Genomic DNA, 22,474 nt, shown 5'->3' on the forward strand with positions numbered 1-22,474 from the left:
TCCTGAGTTGTAGAAAATATGATATACTTGAGTGTATCTTCAAACATATTTTGAACTTAAATAGTATGTTCTGCTTAAATTACCTAAATTTAATATACACCATAAATTATTCTAACACTTAGCGATAAGAGGCCCAAGATGAATTTGCAAGAAATTTTTGATTTTTTAACTATCGCAGAAGGCTTGAAAAAGCTAGAGCGTTATAAAGGATTTGTCTATTGGCGTGACTATCCATTTCCCCAAAGATATGAATCCGTCGCCGATCATAGTTGGCGCTTGGCACTGCTTGTAATTGTAGTAGAAAAAAAACTACACCAAAAGCTAAATATTGACAAAGCACTAAAAATGGCTCTTGTCCACGACATTCCTGAAATCATAGCAGGTGATGCTAGTCCTCTTGGCGAGTCAGGGACAGGTGATGATTCGCACTCTTTTAACGAAAAGATTGCCAAAGAACGTTTTAAGCGCGAATGCCAAGCCGCAGAAAAAATATTTCTTCCACTTGGAGAAGACGGGCAAGTATTTTACGATCTTTGGCTGGAATGTGAAGAAAAAAATTCTTTTGAAGCTAAAGTAGTGAAAGCTTTAGACAAAATAGAGGCACTATTACAAATCTTATCGTGGACAGATGGACGCATGTTTAAAAAGCATCTCGATTTTACGATTCTTTATTCTGAGCGTGCTTTAGGTATAGATCCTTTTATTGATAAACTCTGGAAATTACTCACAGATAAACTAAAAGATACCTTTAAAGAAATTGAAGAGACCGAAGGGGAGTAAGTAAAGTTTAAAAGGTGCTAAGAAATGAGAGTTATATTCCTACTGATGTATTTTACGGTTTTTGCTTTTAGTGATTCAGAAACGAGACCTTATTCCTATGATATAAAAAGTGAAAATAATAAATACCTTTTTGTGATGAGGTGCTCTGGGTTAAAAAATAGCAACTATACTGAATCTGATAAACACAAAATCTACCCATCGTCAGGTGCGTATAAAAATAATGGTTCTGTAAAACCACTATGGACAATAAATTGGTATGCCTCAGTGACAGGCATTTCTAATGACGGGCAATATATTATTAGGCTGGGGCCATGGGCAAGGTCTTTCGATGAGTTAGGAGTGGCATTTTATAAAAGAGGAATAGTAATAAAGGAATATTCTGTTAAGAGTTTAGTTTATGATGACAACAAAGTAGAATACTCAGCGGGTCACCTTGTATGGAGAGACTTAACATCATATGATAAAATGACTCAAATTTTAACAATAAAAACTCTTGGTGGGATTACTTATAAATTCTCTATTGATGGAAATATAATCAGTAAAACAAATCCTCGCTTATACTTAATACTTTTTGGAACTTCTTCTCGGCGATTTATTTCAATTATTGCGATAGTTTTTGTTGTACTTCTTCTTATTCAAAACCTAGTTGTTGTCATCACTCTCTCTCGGGACATTGAAGAACAATAGAGAAGGCCCCAGCTTTTAACAAAAGCCGGTGCCTAAATTAGAGTAAGAGTGCGGTCTCACTCTGTATCGTTGGGTTGATCATAATTGGTGTCAGACTCAGAATTATCAGTGATAACGTTGGCGTCAGATTGAGAATTATCAGTGATAACGTTGGCGTCAGATTGAGAATTATCAGAGATAATATTGGTGTCGGATTGATTAGTGTCAGGCTTAGATTTTATGAAATTAGTCATTACCTCCCAAGTCATTTTTACGACATGCTGACAATCAATAAGTAGCGATTGAATTGCAGGAACAAGAACTAGAGTTAAAAAAGTAGAAAACACTAACCCACCTGCAATTGCAGTTGCTAAGCCACTGTATAACTCAGAGCCCGGAGCGCCTTTTATGCACATCGGAATTAATCCAAAAACAGTGGTTATGGTGCTCATAAAAGCCGGGCGTAAACGCGTTCTTACACTTTCACTAATTGCCTGTTGAGGATCATAACCTTCATTGATAAAATTCAAGGCTTGATGGACTACCAAAATGGCGTTATTGACAACAATACCCCCGAGAATGAAAAATCCTAGCACTGTTAGTAAGTCAAAAGGAACCTGATTCCATATTACTGCAAAGATACCACCAGAAATAGCCAGAGGAACGGAGAACATGATAATAATAGGATAGAAAAATGATTCGAACAAGCTGCACAAGAGTAAATAAATAATGACAATTGATAGTATAAAGTTTGGTTTTAGGGCGTTTATTGTTCGTTCTAAATCAGAGGCGGAACCTGATACTTCAATATTGTATTCTCCTGGAAGTTCTTTAAGCATTGGATCAATAATTTTATTGCGTACTTCGAGAATAGCTTCTTGTAGAGGTTTTGTTTCATCGAGATTGATGCTGAGAGTAATTGCTCGGCTGCGTTCGCTGTGTAAAATTTGCGTTGGTCCGTTTGTTGTGTATATGTCAGTTACACTATCGAGGTTCGTTGATCCCACTCCTTCGACAAAAAATTGCGCAAACTTGAGTTGCTCTATATCGTCAATTATATAGCTAGGAACCTTAACAACTATATCAATTTCATCGGAACCATCGCGAAATTTTCCCGTTTTTTTCCCCGCAACAAATGTTTCAATAACACTTGCAACTTCAAAAGCTTTTAAGCCTATTTCAGAAGCTCGTTCACGGTCTATATTGATACGGATTTCAGGTAAACCAACTTCAAAATCACGTGTAACACGGCCATAGCCGGCACTTTTTCCCATCGTATCTATTTGTTTTTGGACTTTATCAGCAAGCTGTTGTAGTTTTTCAATTTCTGGTCCGCGCACTTCTACAGTAAAACCTTTACTTGCAAAGCGTCCGAATAACCCTGGACGAATAGCAAATGCATATTCTGTTCCTGGGGTTCCAAATGTCGACATGGTTAGTCGTGCAGCTAAATAATCCATTGATGAAAGAAATGGTTTTTGCGTCATTGGATTCATGGTCATTGGTAATTTTTCGACGGGAATACGCGCGTATTTATCTTTAAATACGGTGATCATAATATTAAATTGCGCAGATGTAATCGCCACTAATCTTTTAATAATAATGTTATCTTTGCTATAGCCTTTACTCGGATCAAAGAGAATATTCTCTATCTTTCTCTCCATTGCCGCTGAAATTTGCGATTTCTTCGCGGCATTGGTTCCTGGAGGAACTTTATATATAATAATAATCATGTTGCGATTACCAGTAGGTAAGTATTCAAGAGGAGGCACATACATCAAGGTGATAATAAAAATGGGGATTACAATAACAAGAACGAGAATGCTTTTGAAAGCTATTTGCGAAAAAACATTTCTTCCAAAAGGTATCTTATTTAAATATTGTCCTGTTACAACTTTTGCGCAAAATTCAAATATAAAGCCAATGGCACGGCCGATATAATCGCTTGGTAAAAAGAAGTAACGAGTTAATTTCATCGGTGAACTTTTTCTCATTAAACGTGCTGACATCATGACAACTAAGGTAAATGATAACAGCAGTGAAACGGCAACACTACATGAAATAGCTAGTGCAATGTCTTTAAAAAGTTCTCCTGCCTCTTCTTTTATATATAGTATTGGCAAAAATACAGCCATTGTTGTTAATGTTGATGCTAGAATCGCTCCCCAAACTTCTTGGATTCCTAGTAGACACGATTTGCGTAATGTTTTTCCCATTTCTAGGTGGCGGTAGATGTTTTCAATAACAACAATCGCATTGTCGAGAGTCATTCCAACAGCAAAGGCAATTCCTGCGAGTGAAATAATATTAATAGTGCGTCCAAGTAAACTAAGAAAAATAAAATTAGAAATAAAACACACGGGAATCATCACCGATACAATGAGCACGGAACGTAAACTTTTTAGAAAAAAAATCAAAACCGCTGCTGCTAGTATTGCGCCAGATAAAAGGTTTTGAGAAACAAAGCTCATCGATTCCCAAATATATTCAGATTCGTCATATGCTGGTTTTAAACCTAGGGAAGCGCTTTTTCCTTTATAGTTCATTGCGCTAAATCTTTGGTTTAGTTCGTCAATTTTAACCTTAATCCGATCGATTGTATCTACTACGTTTGCACCGATCTTACGCGAAATACCAATAGCAATTTCTGGGCGCATTCCAAGACCGCGCACGGTCGAATTTAATGGTTCAAAACCGTCTTCTACATAAGCGACATCACGCAAGTACACTGTTCCATTTTTAGAGCGAGATAACACAATATTTTCAATGTCAGATATCTTTGAAAATTGCCCGACAGTACGCAAGGTATAGCGCATTTTACCTTCATCGATAAAACCACCGCGAACATTGCGATTTTCAAGAGAAATAGAGTTGCGTATTTTATCAATAGTGATTCCGCGCGAAATCATTGATTTTGGATCTAAATTGACTGTGATTTCTCGTTCGCGACCACCAAATACACCTACATTACCAACACCATCTACTTTACCTAAAGCATCTTTAATTTCGTTTTTTGCAAATGTAGTGATCTCATCGACATTCAGTATATCGCTGGAAACCATTAACCACATAATACGATCTTCGTCTACAGAGGAAACTGCTGAAATCACTGGCTTTTCCGCTTCTTGTGGAAGCTCGCTAATCTGATTAACCTTTTCAATAACATCCAAAAAACGTGCATCGCGGTCTGTTCCCCAATCAAATTCCAAGGATATATTGGAGTTTGACTCAGCAGATGTAGAAGTTAATTTGGTTAAACCCTGAATTGAGTTTACTTTTTCTTCAAAAACATCGGTAATTTGTTGTTCTACTTCAACGGGCGCTGCACCTGGATACAAAGTTTGAATACGAATAATTGGTTTATCTACCGTTGGTTTCATTTGGATTGGCAAAGTAACTAACGCCACTCCACCGAAAAGTGCAATAAGTAGTACGCCTACAATTGTTGTTATTGGACGATCTACAGCGACTTGCGCTATTTTCATTTATTATTTTCCTAAAAGTTATAGTCCTTTGGTAATAATGACTTTGGCACCTGGGTATATATTGTTATTATTAGTAATAACGACCATATCATCATTTTTTAAAGGGCTAGAGCTTGAAACTATTTCAAACCATTCGCCTTCGCGAACTCCAAGAACTACCTCTACCATGTTAACTAAATGTTCTTTTGTGACTTGGGCAACAGTTATTTTTCCTTGCTGATGGATAAAAGAGTCGCGATGGACCATTAACACTCCTTTGTCTTCGCGGAGTATCCCTTCCACACGACAGAACATTCCCTCATAGATGTTCCCTTGAGGATTATCTATAACAAGATCTACTGGAAAATTACGCGCCAGTCCTTCTGTTCTTGGAATAATCGCTGAAACGGTTCCCCAAGTTTCAAATCCAGGAAATGCGTCTAGTTTAACTTTGGCTTTCATTTTAAGGCGAACAAGAGAAATATATTTTTCTGCTATTGATACTTGAACCCTTACTTTGGATAAGTCAACTAGATCTGCGATTGTTGCTCCAGCAGATAACCACTCACCTATTTCTACGTATTTTTTTGAAATTACTCCATCAAAGGGAGCAGTAATTGTGGTATTTTTAAAATTATCTTGCGCTTGTCTAAGTTGAGCTTGTACGGTTTTTAGATGAGCGGATGCTATCTTTACGTCTTCGAAGCGACTTCCGTTCTTCATTTTTTTTAGTTCTGCACGTGCCTGGCTCACTTGAGCGGCCATTGCATCGTAAGAAAAGCGCGTTTCGTCCCATTCAGAACGAGCAATACCGTTTTGATTTAATAAATCTTGTTTGCGATTTTTCTCAACCTCAAATTTTTTCAATGTTGCTTCTTTTTCACGGAGTACAGCTTCTGAACGATTGACATCTTCGACAATATAGCCATTTTTTAGCTTTTCGATTTCTGCTTCCCATCGCAAACACTCTGCTTTTTTTTCAGCAATTTTCGCTTGCCATGAATATGTATCTACTTGAAGGAGTGCCTGCCCTTTTTTAACTTTCATCCCTTCTTCTAAATGGATCTTTACTACCTTACCTGCAGTAGCATTAGAAAGAACAGCTTTGCGTAAGGCGACTGTTGTACCAACAATATCGACTTTAACTTCAAGATTCTTTTCTCTAATTTTACCTATTTCAACCTGAACTGGTGGCGGAGAGTACTGCTTTCGAGGCGATTTTTTCGCTGAAGAATTTTGAGTATCAGTACTTTCTGAACTATCGCACCCTAACATAGTAAACATAATAACAATCAAAATATAAAAAAAACGTTGCATTATAAGCTCCTAACTCTATTTTAAGAACAAAACCCAGCACAAAGCCGTATATTACCGTAAGTCGTTGTACTATGTTATTTTTATAATAAACGATGTGAGGGGTTTTGAGGAAGAGTGCACTTTTTATAGATGCACTCTTTGAAATTAAGTGAGTGACACAAATTTTTTGAGGTAAAACTTGTTTTTGAGCGTAAGGGATATGGCGAAAAATAATTTACGCCACCTCCCTAATTATGGCACTGAATACACATAATTGCACTCAAATTCTGGAATGTATTCAAAAACTTTTTGTAACTTACCTAAGATGATATAGATGCTTTGAGCATTTCTCTATTGAGACGTGCTATATTAGAAACACTTATTTCCTTTGGGCATTCAGCTTCACATTGGCCACTGTTTGTGCAGTTACCAAAACCTGCTTCTTCCATTACTGACAACATATTTGTGACGCGTTCAGTTCTTTCTGCTTGGCCTTGAGGCAATAAAGCATATTGAGATACTTTTGCAGAAACAAAAAGCATAGCGGAAGCATTTTTACAAGCAGCAACACATGCACCACAGCCAATGCAAGCTGCAGCATCCATTGCAAGTTCTGCATTTACTTTTGGAATAGGAATTGCATTTCCATCGGGAGCACCACCTGTTTTTACTGAAACGTAACCACCAGCCGTCATAATATGATCAAAAGCTGTACGATCAACAACAAGGTCTTTTAGTACAGGAAATGCTTTTGCACGCCATGGTTCAATCCAAATAGTGTCACCATCATTGAATTTGCGCATGTGAAGTTGGCAAGCAGTAATGCCTTTTTCTGGTCCATGAGCGCGACCGTTGATTACCATAGAGCATGACCCGCAAATTCCTTCGCGGCAATCGTGATCAAAAGCAATAGGTTCTTTTTCGTCTTTAATGAGAACATCATTAACTTCGTCCAACATCTCTAGAAATGACATGTGGGTCGAAATGTCTTTAGCTTCGTAACTTTGAAATTCCCCTTTGCTATCTTTATTTTTTTGTCGCCAAACTTTAATGGTGATATTGATAGTTTCACTCATTACTTATAGCTCCTCTGGGTTAATTTCACATTGTTAAATTTTAACTCTTCTTTGTGTAACTTTGGTTCTTTACCTACACCAGTAAATTCCCATGCGGCTACATAAGAATAGTCTTCATCATTACGCTTTGCTTCACCTTCTTCGGTTTGACTTTCATCACGGAAGTGACCGCCACAAGATTCTTTGCGATTAAGAGCATCTGTTGTTAGCGTTTCTGCGAATTCTAAAAAGTCAGCCACGCGACCAGCGTATTCTAGCGCAACATTTAAATCTTTCGCTGATCCTGGAATATTTACGTTTTTCCAGAAGTCTTCGCGGATTTGAGGTATCTTCTTTAAAGCTTCTTTTAGTCCTTTTTCATTGCGCGCCATACCGACGTAATCCCAAAGAACTTTACCTAATTCGCGATGAATTTCCATTGCTGTCTTTTTGTTTTTGCCTTTACCTTTGGTAGATAACATCTTGCTTATTTTCTCTTTTACTTCACTTTCAGCTTTTTTGAATTCTTCGTGATTTGTATCTGCTTCAGATAGTTTTGCCTGAGATAGATAGCCACCTATTGTATAAGGAATGACAAAATAGCCGTCAGCTAAACCTTGCATAAGAGCCGATGCCCCTAGTCTGTTTGCACCGTGATCAGAGAAGTTACATTCTCCAAGAGCAAACAAGCCTGGAATTGTGGTCATGAGATTATAATCAACCCACAAGCCACCCATTGTATAATGCACAGCAGGGAAAATACGCATTGGAGTTTCGTATGGATTTTCATCGGTAATTTTTTGATACATGTGAAAAAGGTTACCATATTTTTGGCGGATTGTTTCTTCACCATCACGCTTAATTGCTTCAGCGAAGTCTAAATAAACAGACATATTGGTGTCTCCGACTCCATTTCCTGCATCGCAAACTTCTTTAGCATTACGTGATGCGACGTCTCGTGGAACTAAGTTACCAAAACTTGGGTATTTACGTTCTAAGTAGTAATCTCTTTCATCTTCGGGAATTTCACTAGGTTTGCGATTGTCGCCCTTTTTCTTTGGAACCCAAACCCGACCATCATTACGCAAACTTTCACTCATTAAAGTCAATTTTGATTGACTTTCTCCTGTAACAGGTATACAAGTTGGGTGAATCTGTGTAAAACATGGATTTGCAAAATAAGCACCTTTTTTATGTGCGCGCCATGCTGCGGTAACGTTGCTAGCTTTTGCGTTTGTAGATAGATAGTATACGTTTCCGTAACCTCCCGTTCCTAGAACCACAGCATCAGCCATATGTCTTTCTAACTCACCTGTAATTAGGTTACGCACGATAATACCGCGGGCAGCACCATCAATGAGAACAATATCCTGCATATCGCGTCTTGTGAATAACTCTACTTTTCCCGTACTAACCATACGCATTAAAGCGCTGTATGCGCCTAGTAGAAGTTGTTGTCCAGTTTGTCCACGACAGTAGAACGTTCTCGAAACCTGAGCTCCACCAAAAGAACGGTTTGCTAACTGTCCGCCGTATTCTCTTGCAAAAGGAACTCCCTGAGCAACACATTGATCAATAATATGGTTACTAACTTGTGCTAAACGATAAACATTTGCTTCTCGAGAGCGATAGTCGCCACCTTTAACTGTATCATAAAATAAGCGCCAGACGGAGTCACCATCGTTAGGATAATTCTTCGCAGCATTGATACCTCCTTGAGCAGCAATACTGTGCGCACGCCGTGGGCTATCATGAATACAAAACGCTTTTACTTCATATCCCAATTCTGCTAATGATGCAGCGGCTGAACCTCCAGCTAGACCTGTACCAACAACAATTACTTTATATTTGCGCTTATTCGAAGGGTTGACAAGTTTCGTACTAAAGCGATACTTGTCCCAAATTTGCTCAATAGGAATATTATCTGGAACTTTTGAATCTAATTTCACGAGCTACTCCTTGCGACAAAGTCATTTATAAAGATCCAGAGTGGAATACTTGTATAACCCGCCCACATAACAAATGCGTAGACGTAGCTAGTTTTCTTAATTATAGGTGTGTATTTAGGATGGTTAATTCCTAAACTTTGAAAAGCACTTTGGAAACCATGCGAAAGGTGCGTACTTAAAATAGCTATAAAAGCCACATACACCCCAACCCAAAGTGGCTGAGTAAATGCGCTAAAAACGGTATTATATAGTGATCCATCTGGACGTTCTCCAAACTTAAATTGAATTAAGTGAAGAACTAAGAACCCAAGAATGAAAACTCCAGTGATAAACATCTTTGAAGATGCCCAGTCACCTGCCGCTTTCGATTTATAAACTGCATAGCCTACAGGACGAGCACTTTTGTTCTCTAAAGTTAGTTTTAGCGCTGCACCAATATGAAACAAAGCTAAAAGAATGAGAACGGCTTCTGCAGGATATACCAACATTGGTAGTTTTTCTAGTTGCCCAGCATACATATCAAACTGTTTTTGTCCTAAAAACAGAGTTAAGTTACCTGCTAGGTGCACGACTAAAAAAGCACAAAAACACTGTCCTGTAATAGCCATAGCTACTTTTTTACCAACGGATGTACTTAAAAATTTTTTATTGCCCATAGATTAATAACTAGTAAGCTATTTCGAGCTTACTACCCCTCTGTATAACTAAATATTTACCCATAGACGCTTACAAATATGGAATATTTTCGGTTAAGTTAAAACATATCTATTTAGATTTTGCGTAGTGTATTAGCATAATGAACACTAATGTGTAGTTAAATCTTTAATAAAATTACAATAACTGTATTTTCAAAGTCTACGCAAAAAATAAACGCTGAACAAGACTTGTTTAAATAAACACTGTAATAAAGTGCAGTGTTACTTTTTGTATAGATTTTAGTTTTTATACTAAATTATATTACCTTTATTTGCAACTGTTTTCTACTGAATTTGCTGTGAAATAACGATGGAATAGCGAAATAAAAGTTTCTTATTCTATGTGTAAACGCTATAATAAAAAAAATATAAATCTACTATTAAGGCTAAATTGTCATGGAAAGAAAATCAATATTTATTACAGGTGCTGCTTCAGGAATAGGTAAAGAAACTGCGTTGTTTTTTGCTGAACGAGATTGGTTCGTTGGTCTTTTTGATGTGAATGAAAATGGTTTAGTAGAGCTTGCCGAGAAAATAGGTGAAGAACAGTGCTGTTACAAAGTGGTTGATGTTAGTGACTTTCAAGAGATGGAACAAGCCGTAGCGTTCTTTGGTGAAAAAACAAATAACCAAATGAATGTTCTTTTTAATAATGCTGGTGTTATGCATATGGATTTTTTTGAAAATATTCCTCATGAGTCTCACGTTAAAGCTGTTCAAGTAAATATTATGGGAGTAGTAAATGGTGTTTATGCCTGTCTAGACATTTTAAAGAATACTCCTAAAGCGCACATTGTCAGTATGTGTTCAGCATCAGCTTTTTACGGTACACCAGAAGTCGCAACATATTCCGCAACAAAGTTTTTTGTCCGCGGATTTACAGAAGCCTTAAATATTGAACTAGAGAAAAAAGGTATTACCGTTACCGATTTAATGCCTTTGTTTGTCAATACTCATATGATTAAAAGCCAGGATCACCAGTGTAATAGTCTCAAAAAATTTGGTGCACAACTCTCGCCACAACAAATAGCTAAAATTGTTTGGAAAGCAGCTCACAAGAAAAAAGTTCACTGGGTTCCTACACTACAACTTAAATTTTTATCCTACATGGGTAATGCCTTTCCTTTTATGGGAAAAACATTAATGAAAATTTTTAGCTAACACACATAAGATTTGCCCTCATAACAAACAAAGGAAAAAAAGATGGAATTAAAAACAACTCCCTTAACAAAAATTCACGAGGAATTAGAAGCAAAAATTGTTCCTTTTGCTGGTTTTTCAATGCCTATTCGTTATGGAAATATAGCAGAAGAACATCACGGGGTTAGAAATGCGGCAGGATTATTCGATCTTTGCCATATGGGTCGGGTCACTATAAGTGGCGAGGAAGACTGTAAATACCTACAATACCTAGTGACAAATAATATTGAAAAAATGCAAGTAGGGCAAGCTCATTATGCCTTGATTCTCAATAACGAAGGTTATGTACTTGATGATATTATTGTTTACAAACGCCCAGAAAATTATATGGTGGTGTGCAATGGAGCAAATGTTGACAAGGTTTTGGAGTGGATGAAAAAACATCAAGTTTCATTTAAAGTAGATATTAAAGACGATAGTGAAAAAATAGGAATGATTGCAATTCAAGGTGCAACGTCTTTGGCTGTAGTCTCACAACTTCTTGATGTCGATATTTCATCAATGAAATATTATTCTTGCCTAGAATGTCAAATTATCGGTCACTCTGGCATGGTTGCAAGAACAGGTTACACAGGTGAAGATGGTTTTGAATTGTATCTTGCAAGTGAAAATGCACCAGAGTTGTGGCATAAATCACTTGAAATAGGAAAAGAACAAGGTCTTATTCCTGTAGGTTTAGCAGCTAGAGATACACTTCGGCTAGAAGCAGGAATGCCTCTTTACGGACATGAAATTGACGAAACTACAAACCCTCTTGAAGCGGGTCTTCGCTTTGGAGTAAAACTTAAAAAAGGCGACTTTGTAGGCCGCGATGCTCTACTTAAAATCAAAGAAGCTGGTCTAAAACGCAAGCTAGTATGCCTTGAAACAGAAGGCAAACGTATCGCACGCCAAGGGAGTAAAATTCTTTGCGGTGAAGAAGAAGTAGGTTATATAACAAGTGGAACGCTTTCTCCTACTTTGGGAAAAAGTATTGCAATGGGATATGTTCCTGCGGATAAAGCATTAGAAGGAAATATTTTCAATATCAAAATTGGTAAAAATAATTTTGAATTTAAAATCGTAAAATCTCCTTTTTATAAACGCAAAAAATAATTGAAAACAGGTGTTTGATGGAGACAATTAAAGAAAAACTTTTGCTTTTGAAAAAGTGCGATACGGATTTTGAAATATTTGGATCATGGGAACATCGTTACGAACTTAATGAACCTCTACCTGTTAAAGATTTTAGAGCAATAGAAAAGAAATATGATTGTACATTTCCAGAAGACTATAGAATATTTATTACTGAAATAGGTAATGGAGGTGCTGGACCAGGTTTGGGGCTTTTTCCCGTGGGTAAACAAGATGGTGATTTTAGAGAAGGTGAATTGATAGATTGTTGGGAGCGTGGGAGGCTTATTGGCGATTTATCAAAACTTTTTCAACATACAAAAGGTGTGGATGCCATCGACGATTTTTGGCGCAACTTGGAGAAAAAATTAAACATAAAAATTGAAGAACTTCCAGAAGAAGAAAACAAAGCGCTGTATCGAAAATACAGAAAAGACCTTTTTGCGTATGTTGATAGTGTATATGATCCTAGAGATTTGATGCAAGGAGCTATTCCCATTTGTCATATAGGATGTGCAAAGCGCCTTTGGTTAGTAATTAATGGACCTCAAAATGGCAATGTGTGGCTCGATTTGAGATGCAATGATATAGGTATCTTTCCTTATTTAAACAACGTAGAGGAACCAATGACATTTTATGATTGGTATCTCTATTGGTTAGTAGAATCGTTAGCAGAGATCGAGTCTATGCAGAAGTAAGTGTTTATATTACTTTCTTTTTGGGCACGTAGAGAGAAATATTCTTACTTGGAATAACTTCTGTTTTATATACAAACCATAAATTGACTTATAACTATTTACGTGATAGAATAAAAATTTGTTTGTACTAGTGTAAACAACTTTACTAAATTGAGAGTAAAGCTAAGTCACTTTGATATTACAGATGACTAAGAGGGTCGTACAGGCGAGTTTTAAATAGGGTACGCTCTAGACCGTGTAAATTTTAGAGAACTTGGTCGTGTAGTTTATTGAAAAATAATAACTTCCGCTCAATATTTATATTCCATTTGAGAATGTAGTTTCAGATAACAACAAAAACAATGCTGTTTTTTTTAGGATCACCACGCATGAAAGTCTTATTTATATTCCTTACCGCTTCCTTCATTTTTATTTCAGCGCAAGAAGTGCCCTCTTTAGAAAAATGTTTCTATTGGGCTTTACAAAACAATGTTGATATAGAGGTAACAAAATTTGGCCCTAAAATTGCGGAGCAGGATATATCGTTAGCGACAAGTCCTTTTCATGATATTTTCATTGGAGGAGGCGCTTCGTACAACAAACTAGATACTCGCTTAGTGCAAAGTGACGAAGCGAATTTTAATCTTTCTCTTGCAAAACGATTTTTACCTGGAACAGAAGTTTCTGTAGACTATCGTGTAGATTATATACGATCAACTAACTTTGAAATATTCGAAATTGTTGGATTGATATTAGGCGATGATGACATAATCATTGATAAATTAAATACTTCAGCACTCACATTTCAAGTAACGCAACCTTTATTAAAAAACTTTGGTATTGACGTAAATTCTGCATTTATTGATATTGCTAAAAAGCAAAAAGAAATTGCTAACGCAGAAATAGAAAGACAGATAAACGATACACTTACCCAAGTAGAGATTGCCTACTGGACGTGGATTTCGCTACTGAAAACAAAAGATGCGTTGCAAATATCTATCAATGAAGCTGAAAAGTACAAAAGCAAATACGTTGAACCTAAGGCTGGATTGACAGAAGGTGTTCTTCCTAGTGATGTTGACCAAGCAACAATTGATGTGCAGTTGCGTAAAGATCAATTAATTTCAGTTGAACGACAAATAAAAGAATGGGAAGACAAACTAAAAAGATTGATATTTCCACTCGATTCCAAAAAAGAATCTTTATCTAAAGAGCTTCCAATATGGCAAGATGGATTAACAAATTTTGTATTAACTGATTTTAATTTACCTGATTTTGAATATGATTCCGCTTTAAAATATCGTCCAGAAGTTAGACAGTTACAAGGAAAAGCTGATGCATTTCACATACTATCAAAACAAAAGAAAAACCAACTTTTACCAGAAGTAAATCTTGTCGGGCGTTATTCTTTTATAGGACAATCACAAGAAACAAATATTGCTATTGCTAATACCATAGATGGAAATCACTATCAATGGCATGTAGGTGTTGAATTTGAGTATACTCTTGGTACTCTTGGTGTACGTAGCGATTATAAGAAAGCTATTTTGCAGAAGCAACAAGCTCAAGCGCAGAAAAAACAAGTAGAATATGATATTTGTTTAGAAGTAAAACTTAGTAGGCATGCGGTAGAAGAAGCGATAAGAAAGTACCAAAATATAACAAATATATTGCAAAAATCGCAAGAACGTCTTACAGGAGTTGAAAGGCGTTACCAGCAACCTTTGCCATATGATTTCAACCTGATATTCTTTGTTCAAGATGCAGAAGTTCAACGCACGGAAGCACAAATAAACCAGTATAGAGCCATTTTGCAATATAAATTGGCTATGGCTCAGTTAAAACATGCTCAAGCGAAATATTTACAGAGTATTTATAAAAAGTATCAAATAAAATAAGGTATATCAATGGCTATTTCGCAAATTATCCCCACAAAAATAGAACGATCTGGCATTCAAACTATTGGAAGATTGATTGTAAAGTTAGGCTTTGTAAGCCCTAACGCTTACGAGCAATTAAATATGCTATATCTTCTAGAAGAAAAAAAATGGATTGTAGCAAAAAAAATATTAAGTGACTTACTATCCCAAGAAGAAATTACTCTTCTTGATCTTTGCTACCAGGAATATATGTTTGTGGAGTATGCACGTAAAAAAGCGATTATTTCGAAACAAAAAGCCAATGATTACATGCAAAAAAGATTTAATTCCACTAGAAACAAGCAACATACGAATATGCTTTTTGTACAAAAAGACATTGAAGATAAAGCATTTGCAGCGATCAAAAATGAATTAATTAAGCACCATTTATTAGAAAAATCTTCTACTGTTTCAAATTCTAGTCCAACTATTACTAGAAACCCAATTGCCAAATTGAAAACGATTAAACGTTTTAAAATGGGAGAAACTATTTTTTCTAGATACCAAATACTAGAAGAAATTGGGCAAGGGGGTATGGGACGAGTTTATAGAGTAAAAGATACAAAACAAGATAGAATATTAGCTCTAAAAATACTGACAAATCTTCAAGATCAACAAAACAATTACAAACGATTTATGCGTGAAGCAAAACTAATGCTTCAACTTCGTCATCCAAACATTGTCAGTGTTTACGATATTGAAGAGCATAATGGTCTTATTCTTTACACGATGGACCTCATAGGTGGCACAAATCTTAGCGATCTCATAGAAAAAAGGTCTATTACTATACAGCAAGCAGTAGATATTGTTAAAAAAATTGCTGAAGCAGCAGCATATGCTCATCAACATGGTATTATTCATCGTGACATTAAACCTTCGAATATAATGATGGATGAAAATGGTAAACCTCTACTGATGGATTTTGGTCTTGCTAAAGTCGTAGAAGCAAACGAAAAAATATCTCAAACAGGTGCTATTCTAGGAACTCCTGTTTATATGTCTCCTGAACAAGCAGCTGGACGTTTACATCTCGTTAATGAACAAAGTGACATTTATTCTATTGGTGCATTATTTTACGAAATACTAACGGGGGAAATGCCTTTTAAGGGATCTTCATCTTTAGCTGTTATTTTACAAGTTCTTAATGTAGATCCTATTCCTCCCAGAAAACTAAGTCCACAAATCCCGCAAGTGCTAGAAAATATTTGCATTAAAGCTATGAGTAAAAAGGCGGAGAATCGCTATATTAATGGCTATGCTTTAGCTCAAGATCTCAATAATTACACACATGGCAAACCTACACTTGCAAAAACACCAAGCATATTTTCTTTGTTAAAGAAAACGATTATGGCTCATCGCATTATCTCTTTCCCTCTTATATGTATTTTCGTGTTAAGCATTACATTTTTTGTTTATGCATCGTATAAAGAATATCGTTTGCTGTTTGATCTTCAGGAGTGTACAGGACTTATTCTTGATATACAGCAGATCACTCCTAAAGATACAGAAGAGCGTAATAAAATAGCAAATTCATATATCGCAACATTTACACAACATATAGATCACAATTCAAGTAATTCTGCTGCTTATCTCGGACGAGCAGTATGTCATATACTACAAGGGCACTATAAAGAAGCGCTAAAAGATTTAGATAAAACAATTGATCTTGCCGATAAATCACCTTTTCCTTTAGATATGCTTTATCTAGTGCGTGCTCAATGCTTTATCGATTACGGGAAATACCAACAAGCGATTGACGACTTAAGGCGTATTTCTCAAAAAGATAAGTGGGTATGGGTTGGGATAATATACAAAGATTTGGGCGACTATAAAACAGCTCTCAAAATATTCAATAATATTTTAAATCGCCAAGACTACTACGCAAAAGAAAGTACGCTTTTTGCTAATATTCATAAAGCAAAAATACTAATGGCGCAAAATAAACTTCTTGCCGCAAAAGCATATGCCAAAACAGCTATTGACATGATTCCTTATCTAGGTGGTTCAACAATGATAAGTTTCTATGCTGCATCCGCATACAATACACTCTCTGAAATTTGCATTTCTCAAAGTGAATTTGAAGAAGCACTTAACTATATTAAGGAAGCGTCAAAATGGTATCCATCTGACGAAACTTTATATCGCACCTTGGCGATGCTAGAGAGAAGAAGAGGGAATTTGCTACAGGCCAGTAGCATTTACAAAGAATTAACAAAATACCAAGGACAAATTCACTTCACATACTATTACTACGCTGCCTACCTAAGCGAACAAAAGCAAACCGACAAAGCTCTTGACTATTTAGATAAATCTTTTCTGCAAGGATTTAGAGACTTTACTAAACTTGAAATGGACTCAAGCTGGGAAGCAATACGTGAGAATAAGAAATATCAGGCATTGATAGAAGAATATAAGAAAAAAATCCCTGTACTTGATTTTACTATTAAGTAGAATTTCATTGATGTTCAAGTTGCCTAGTGGACTACACTCAATTATTGACTTAAAGCAAGTCGCAAAAAATTTTTAAGAGCACGAGCTTGCCTTTGAGTGTCATAGCGGCGTTGAGCCTTCGGTTACATAGCTACAGTTATGCGCCTCTCAGGCTGTCCTTCTTTGACACTCAAATTCTACGCTGACTTGAAACGTGCTCAAAAACTTTTTGCGACTCACTTAAGAAAAGTATTTCTGGTGTCACCCGTTGATATTGTAAGTATTTACGAGGTTTTTATAAAGCTAAAACAAGTAAAAGAAGGCATGTGTGGAATATTTCAGCGCGGTAAAAGCTTAGAAGAAGAAGAGCAAGAACAAACAGTTGAAAAGCTATAGTTCTATATTTACTCGTTCCGGCTTTACTTAAACCAATTTGATATATATAGTATAAGTAATTGTTAAATAAAATTTCAGGCAAGGAAAAGGTTACAAAATACCGTAAGCCTAGCTTGAGGAATTTAAGTTATTACAAAGATTTGCGAAAGACTGGCGGCACAAGACCGCCCCTACACCGCGCTGCGATAAAGAATATCTACAATATTGATGCCAAGTATTTCGAAAATACCACTAACGCATTTATTCACCGAAATTGACCAAAATGAGCAGGTGCTTTTCAGGCAAGGAAAAGGTTACAAAATACCGTAAGCCTAGCTTGAGGAATTTAAGGTATTACAAAGATTTGCGAAAGACTGGCGGCACAAGACCGCCCCTACACCGCGCTGCGATAAAGAATATCTACAATATTGATGCCAAGTATTTCGAAAATACCACTAACGCATTTATTCACCGAAATTGACCAAAATGAGCAGGTGCTTTTCAGGCAAGGAAAAGGTTACAAAATACCGTAAGCCTAGCTTGAGGAATTTAAGGTATTACAAAGATTTGCGAAAGACTGGCGGCACAAGACCGCCCCTACACCGCGCTGCGATAAAGAATATCTACAATATTGATGCCAAGTATTTCGAAAATACCACTAACGCATTTATTCACCGAAATTGACCAAAATGAGCAGGTGCTTTTCAGGCAAGGAAAAGGTTACAAAATACCGTAAGCCTAGCTTGAGGAATTTAAGGTATTACAAAGATTTGCGAAAGACTGGCGGCACAAGACCGCCCCTACACCGCGCTGCGATAAAGAATATCTACAATATTGATGCCAAGTATTTCGAAAATACCACTAACGCATTTATTCACCGAAATTGACCAAAATGAGCAGGTGCTTTTCAGGCAAGGAAAAGGTTACAAAATACCGCAAGCCTAGCTTGAGGAATTTAAGGTATTACAAAGATTTGCGAAAGACTGGCGGCACAAGACCGCCCCTACACCGCGCTGCGATAAAGAATATCTATATATGCACTTTCGGAAATGCCATTAGCGCATTTATTTACTCACCAAAATTGACGAAAATGAGCAGGTGCTTTTCAGGCAAGGAAAAGGTTACAAAATACCGCAAGCCTAGCTTAAGCTAGGCTGAGGACTATTTTGTAGCCTTTGACGCAGCATGGGAAGATGCCTGCTCATTTTGCGTTAGTGAGTTGATAGACAAAGTCGTGTATCTTGTGTCCTCTCTTCTCACCCCTCACCTCAAACTTTGTTTTTGGGCGTTTGTAAAGTTCTGGTGACAATTTTTTGAGACTTTCTATTTGTTCAATAACGTTAATCATGTGGTTTGCGTAGTTTTCCCAGTCTGTAGCAAGGTGAATAATTCCGCCATTTTTTAGTTTTGATATTATTAATTGAACAAAATCTACTTGAATTAATCGTCTTTTGTGGTGCCTCTTTTTTTGCCAAGGGTCTGGGAAAAAAATTTGGACTTTGCTTAAACTATGTTCTGGGATGAAGGGTAGTACTTCCATTACATCCTCGCGCATGACGCGAAGATTACGCAAATTATTTTGCGCTATACCTGCTAAACATGAACCCACTCCTGGCCCGTGTATTTCGATACCTAAAAAATTAACGTCTGGCTTTTCGGTCGCTTGAATGACAAGTGATGTTCCAGGGCCAAATCCAATTTCCAAAACAATATCATTGTCATTTTGATAAATACTGGAAAAATCAAAAGGGATTTGAGGGATCTTTAGTCCCCATTTGGGTATAAGTTCATCAAGCGCGCGTTGCTGTGCTTTTGTTAAACGACTTTCTCTCCGTACAAAACTGCGAACAGAACGTAATTTTTTTTCTTCCATTTTTAAACCTTTGCTTAAACTAATAACGACAATTGGCGAATAGCACAAAATTCCGAGCTATTCGCCAATTGTATGACCTAGATGATAATTAAATAATCTACTTCTTTTGTTTTTTGGTTAACATACTAAATAGTGTGCGGCCAAAAATCATTCCCAAAGCAAATGCTATAAGTAAAAAAGCAAACAATGGCATTGTTGGCGATGCGAAAATAAAGTCTACTTGTATATTTCCGCTGTTTTTAAAACAGATAACAGCGATTAAAGTAATGATCACCACATTTATAACTCCGCTAACTTTTTTCATAGCGTTATTCTCCTATATAATTTTGTATTTTTGTAAACTGCAAAAAGATTCTGTGTATGGCAATTGCTGCAATAATATCTAAACAAGCTAGTACAGGTACACGATAACGAATGGACCCCAGAAATATCATATGAATTAGGCTAACATATAGAATTGGTAACAGCAAATAAAAGCGATTCTTTTTTTGTAAAAATAATAAGCCGTAAAAGAAACAAATATACAATCCGCAGCTAAACAACATAATTGCGTAATTAACATAGCGTAGATTGCGCAACTTGAGGTCATTAAAACCAATATTCCATAAGCGAAAAAATTTAACTATTGCTAAATATAGAGGGCTAAATGGATTTTCTTTTAAAAATTCCCAGGTCTTTTTTCGTAAAAATTTATCTCTCTGTATTTCATTTAAACTACTGTATCCGCTGGGAAGTTTCATTATAAGCATTCTTGGACCACCAGTAGCATTTGGTCCCAAAGCTTCATATAAATTAACCCCAGTTTTAGTTGTTGTTGGCACAAAGTCGCCAAAAACAACCGCGTTGCGTATTATCCATGGAGTCATTATTATAAATGTTGATATCCAAAATACAATTACCAAGCGCCATTGACTTCTTTTGCTACACATCCAGAATATTCCTACGAAGGCAACGAAAGGTAATAGTACAGTTCTAAATAAACTGCCGATACCACAAAGGCACCCAAGGAGTACTGCATTTTTTGAATTACTACTTTCACGCGTTTCAAATAATAATAATAGAGAGCATAAAAACAAAAAGCAAAACCAAGTCTCGGTGAGAACTAAAGAACAAAAGGCTATTTGTAGTGGATCTACAGCGAATAAAAATGCTGCGATAAGGGCGGCATTAGAGTTGCGTAATAATTTTTTTGCTAAAATAAAAACTAGGAAAATGCTAAAACAACCAATAACAGTCTGCAAAATTTTTATTGTTAGTATATTTGTATTTAGTAAGTATATAAGTGCTAAAAATGAAGAATATAAAGGAGGACGAACAGCTTGTAGTGTTTGAGTTTGATGAAAACCTGTTCCCGATAGAATATTATGAGCGATTTGATTATAAGAAACTGAATCTGAAAAAACGAAGTGATCAGGAGAATAAAAAACTACAATTATTCTTAAAACAAAACCAAGAAGAATAATTGAAAAGAGAATTTTATGAATTCGCGACATAGACTATCCAAACCCCTAAACGCTTAAAAAAATTCGAACATCAAATTTTTGATGTTCGAATTTTAATAAAAGCAATTATTGTTTTTTACCAGCAGTATACTGAGAATACAACATTAAAATAGTTTTCTTTTGGGCATCATTCAAGGTATCATCCTCTTCAATGATTGCTGTAGTTTCTACTTTTTCGTCGCTTTCTACTGTTTCTTCTACCTTGGCTAAAGCATTTTCTTCTGCTTCTTTTAATTGACCTTGTAAAGATGTTATTTCTTGTGTTAATTCTTCTAATTTGTTTGTCTTTGTGGAAAGTTCTTCTTTAGTAGCGTTTAGCTCTTCTTCTATTTCGGCACTTACAGAAGATTCTTCTTTTTCCTCTTTTTCTTCTTTTTCTCGTAGTTCTGTAATTAAGTCTTCTTTTTCCTTTAATTGTTTCTCGAATTCGAGTAAGCGCATTGTCAGCTCTTCAGTACCACCTTCTTCCTCTAAGGAGAATACAACACTTTCTTCTCCTAATTCAACATCTTCAGGAATCGGTACACTATCAAGATCCTCGATAATACGCTTTATTTCGCGAATAGCTCTGGCACGAAGGCGAATATTTTGTTGATTGCTTTCTTTGGTTTTTTCAAGTTCTTCCAAAGTAGTTTTCTTCTCTTCTTCAACTGCCTGCAAATCGTCTTTAACTTTTTCGAGCTCTTTGATTTCTGAAGACAATTCTTCTATTTTTTGCGAAGTTTCCTCTTCTTTTTTATTGCTTTCCTCTGTGATAGAGTCGATTTGCTTTTGTTTCTCTTCTATTTCTTGCTTTTTTTCTTCCAAACTACTATTTAATTCTTCTAGTTGTTTGTCGCTAGCTTCTGTTTTTTCGTAAGCAACTTCTAGTTCAATTTCAAGTTCATTTACTTTTTCGGTAAGGCTATTAACTTCCTGGCCTTTTTCACCCAAGGATTCATTGGCAGAGCTTACTTGTTGCTCATATTTTTCTACTTGCTCAGTTCTTTCACGTAGCTGTTGTTTAAATTCTTCAATTTGAGCATTGTGCCCTTCTTCTTGGTCTTCTACTTTTTCTTCTAAGGAGCCGATTTTTTTATGTAAGTTAATTTTATCGCTATCAAGAAGCCTAATTCTTTCCGTTTTACCCAATATTTCACTACGCGCTTTTTCTAATTGCTCTTGTTTCGTCTTCGTTTGCTTTTTGGTTTGAGCACTTATTCCTAAGGCAGTAAGAATAGCTCCTACAACAATGCCGACAGCGCCAAATATTAAATCCATAAAACAGCCTTTCTAAAGGTAATTTTAGTTTGTTTTGTTGTTTGAACACGTCCTCGATTTTATTTGTTGTAGTCATTACAAATTTTTAATGCTGTTTGTACCTCATTCTGCAACATTCAGCAATACTTAGGAGCACAGTGGAAAACAATTCGCTTGCTTTACATAAGTAAATTATTTTTCACCACATCCTTTATACAAACGTGTCCTATAAAAAAAGATG

General features: G+C 36.2%; 17 protein-coding genes. 8 read left to right on the forward strand and 9 right to left on the reverse strand.

All coding sequences use genetic code 11. The features are described from left to right. Positions 1-138 precede the first annotated feature (138 nt). Positions 139-780: an HD family hydrolase gene (locus UABHE_RS00555; protein WP_372368181.1), complete on the forward strand. Its 642-nt coding sequence runs from the start codon at positions 139-141 to the stop codon at positions 778-780. Positions 781-804: 24 nt separating this feature from the next. Continuing rightward, entirely contained in the window at positions 805-1,467 is a 663-nt protein-coding gene (locus UABHE_RS00560) for a hypothetical protein (RefSeq protein WP_372368183.1), read from the forward strand. 56 nt (positions 1,468-1,523) lie between these two features. Here the strand turns inward: UABHE_RS00560 and UABHE_RS00565 are convergent, their stop codons facing one another. The 5 genes from UABHE_RS00565 to UABHE_RS00585 all read right to left on the reverse strand — a co-directional run bounded on the left by UABHE_RS00565 (position 1,524) and on the right by UABHE_RS00585 (position 9,866). Then, on the reverse strand, positions 1,524-4,931 hold the full coding sequence (locus tag UABHE_RS00565; protein ID WP_372368185.1) for an efflux RND transporter permease subunit: 3,408 nt from the start codon (positions 4,929-4,931) through the stop codon (positions 1,524-1,526). Between the two features lie 18 nt (positions 4,932-4,949). Beyond that, entirely contained in the window at positions 4,950-6,227 is a 1,278-nt protein-coding gene (locus tag UABHE_RS00570) for an efflux RND transporter periplasmic adaptor subunit (protein ID WP_372368187.1), read from the reverse strand. A 299-nt stretch (positions 6,228-6,526) separates the two neighbouring features. Further along, positions 6,527-7,282, reverse strand: coding sequence for a succinate dehydrogenase/fumarate reductase iron-sulfur subunit (locus tag UABHE_RS00575; protein ID WP_372368189.1), 756 nt, complete (start codon positions 7,280-7,282; stop codon positions 6,527-6,529). Then, entirely contained in the window at positions 7,282-9,210 is a 1,929-nt protein-coding gene (locus tag UABHE_RS00580) for a fumarate reductase/succinate dehydrogenase flavoprotein subunit (RefSeq protein ID WP_372368191.1), read from the reverse strand. Before UABHE_RS00580 ends, UABHE_RS00575 begins: the two co-directional genes overlap by 1 nt. After that, positions 9,207-9,866, reverse strand: a complete 660-nt coding sequence (locus tag UABHE_RS00585; protein ID WP_372368192.1) for a succinate dehydrogenase cytochrome b subunit — start codon at positions 9,864-9,866, stop codon at positions 9,207-9,209. The genes UABHE_RS00580 and UABHE_RS00585 overlap by 4 nt, the downstream gene beginning before the upstream one ends. Positions 9,867-10,301: 435 nt before the next feature. On the opposite strand from UABHE_RS00585, the gene UABHE_RS00590 reads away from it, so the two are divergent. From UABHE_RS00590 to UABHE_RS00615, 6 genes are all read left to right on the forward strand, one after another. Next, positions 10,302-11,066 carry an SDR family oxidoreductase gene (locus UABHE_RS00590; protein WP_372368194.1) on the forward strand — a complete coding sequence of 255 codons (765 nt, stop codon included), beginning with the start codon at positions 10,302-10,304 and terminating at the stop codon, positions 11,064-11,066. A 42-nt stretch (positions 11,067-11,108) separates the two neighbouring features. After that, complete coding sequence (gene gcvT / locus UABHE_RS00595) at positions 11,109-12,200, forward strand: glycine cleavage system aminomethyltransferase GcvT (protein ID WP_372368196.1); 1,092 nt, start codon at positions 11,109-11,111, stop codon at positions 12,198-12,200. Between the two features lie 17 nt (positions 12,201-12,217). Continuing rightward, positions 12,218-12,916: an SMI1/KNR4 family protein gene (locus UABHE_RS00600; RefSeq protein ID WP_372368198.1), complete on the forward strand. Its 699-nt coding sequence runs from the start codon at positions 12,218-12,220 to the stop codon at positions 12,914-12,916. Positions 12,917-13,284: 368 nt separating this feature from the next. After that, a complete protein-coding gene (locus UABHE_RS00605) occupies positions 13,285-14,793 on the forward strand; it encodes a TolC family protein (protein WP_372368199.1) in 1,509 nt (502 codons plus the stop codon). Between the two features lie 9 nt (positions 14,794-14,802). Then, positions 14,803-17,265 (forward strand): protein kinase, encoded by a 2,463-nt coding sequence (locus UABHE_RS00610; protein ID WP_372368200.1) that lies wholly within the window; start codon positions 14,803-14,805, stop codon positions 17,263-17,265. A gap of 162 nt (positions 17,266-17,427) precedes the next feature. Further along, complete coding sequence (locus UABHE_RS00615; RefSeq protein ID WP_372368201.1) at positions 17,428-17,640, forward strand: hypothetical protein; 213 nt, start codon at positions 17,428-17,430, stop codon at positions 17,638-17,640. Between the two features lie 1,180 nt (positions 17,641-18,820). Here UABHE_RS00615 and trmB read toward each other — a convergent pair. The 4 genes from trmB to UABHE_RS00635 form a co-directional block, all read right to left on the reverse strand. Continuing rightward, positions 18,821-19,492: a tRNA (guanosine(46)-N7)-methyltransferase TrmB gene (trmB, locus tag UABHE_RS00620; RefSeq protein WP_372368202.1), complete on the reverse strand. Its 672-nt coding sequence runs from the start codon at positions 19,490-19,492 to the stop codon at positions 18,821-18,823. A gap of 97 nt (positions 19,493-19,589) precedes the next feature. Beyond that, positions 19,590-19,796: a lipopolysaccharide assembly protein LapA domain-containing protein gene (locus UABHE_RS00625; RefSeq protein ID WP_372368203.1), complete on the reverse strand. Its 207-nt coding sequence runs from the start codon at positions 19,794-19,796 to the stop codon at positions 19,590-19,592. A 4-nt stretch (positions 19,797-19,800) separates the two neighbouring features. Then, positions 19,801-20,985, reverse strand: coding sequence for a glycosyltransferase family 39 protein (locus tag UABHE_RS00630; protein ID WP_372368204.1), 1,185 nt, complete (start codon positions 20,983-20,985; stop codon positions 19,801-19,803). Positions 20,986-21,060: 75 nt separating this feature from the next. Beyond that, complete coding sequence (locus UABHE_RS00635) at positions 21,061-22,254, reverse strand: hypothetical protein (protein ID WP_372368205.1); 1,194 nt, start codon at positions 22,252-22,254, stop codon at positions 21,061-21,063. Positions 22,255-22,474: the final 220 nt, after the last annotated feature.

This window comes from Candidatus Uabimicrobium helgolandensis, assembly GCF_041508025.1.
In the GTDB taxonomy this organism is placed as follows: domain Bacteria; phylum Planctomycetota; class Uabimicrobiia; order Uabimicrobiales; family Uabimicrobiaceae; genus Uabimicrobium; species Uabimicrobium helgolandensis.

What these genes read in the sequence shown, in the direction of transcription:
- UABHE_RS00555 (WP_372368181.1), top strand. Translation starts at nt 139, where the DNA reads ATGAATTTGCAAGAAATTTTTGATTTTTTAACTATCGCAGAAGGCTTG.
- UABHE_RS00560 (WP_372368183.1), top strand. Translation starts at nt 805, where the DNA reads ATGAGAGTTATATTCCTACTGATGTATTTTACGGTTTTTGCTTTTAGT.
- UABHE_RS00565 (WP_372368185.1), bottom strand. Translation starts at nt 4,931, where the DNA reads ATGAAAATAGCGCAAGTCGCTGTAGATCGTCCAATAACAACAATTGTA.
- UABHE_RS00570 (WP_372368187.1), bottom strand. Translation starts at nt 6,227, where the DNA reads ATGCAACGTTTTTTTTATATTTTGATTGTTATTATGTTTACTATGTTA.
- UABHE_RS00575 (WP_372368189.1), bottom strand. Translation starts at nt 7,282, where the DNA reads ATGAGTGAAACTATCAATATCACCATTAAAGTTTGGCGACAAAAAAAT.
- UABHE_RS00585 (WP_372368192.1), bottom strand. Translation starts at nt 9,866, where the DNA reads ATGGGCAATAAAAAATTTTTAAGTACATCCGTTGGTAAAAAAGTAGCT.
- UABHE_RS00590 (WP_372368194.1), top strand. Translation starts at nt 10,302, where the DNA reads ATGGAAAGAAAATCAATATTTATTACAGGTGCTGCTTCAGGAATAGGT.
- gcvT (WP_372368196.1), top strand. Translation starts at nt 11,109, where the DNA reads ATGGAATTAAAAACAACTCCCTTAACAAAAATTCACGAGGAATTAGAA.
- UABHE_RS00600 (WP_372368198.1), top strand. Translation starts at nt 12,218, where the DNA reads ATGGAGACAATTAAAGAAAAACTTTTGCTTTTGAAAAAGTGCGATACG.
- UABHE_RS00605 (WP_372368199.1), top strand. Translation starts at nt 13,285, where the DNA reads ATGAAAGTCTTATTTATATTCCTTACCGCTTCCTTCATTTTTATTTCA.
- UABHE_RS00610 (WP_372368200.1), top strand. Translation starts at nt 14,803, where the DNA reads ATGGCTATTTCGCAAATTATCCCCACAAAAATAGAACGATCTGGCATT.
- trmB (WP_372368202.1), bottom strand. Translation starts at nt 19,492, where the DNA reads ATGGAAGAAAAAAAATTACGTTCTGTTCGCAGTTTTGTACGGAGAGAA.
- UABHE_RS00625 (WP_372368203.1), bottom strand. Translation starts at nt 19,796, where the DNA reads ATGAAAAAAGTTAGCGGAGTTATAAATGTGGTGATCATTACTTTAATC.
- UABHE_RS00630 (WP_372368204.1), bottom strand. Translation starts at nt 20,985, where the DNA reads ATGTCGCGAATTCATAAAATTCTCTTTTCAATTATTCTTCTTGGTTTT.
- UABHE_RS00635 (WP_372368205.1), bottom strand. Translation starts at nt 22,254, where the DNA reads ATGGATTTAATATTTGGCGCTGTCGGCATTGTTGTAGGAGCTATTCTT.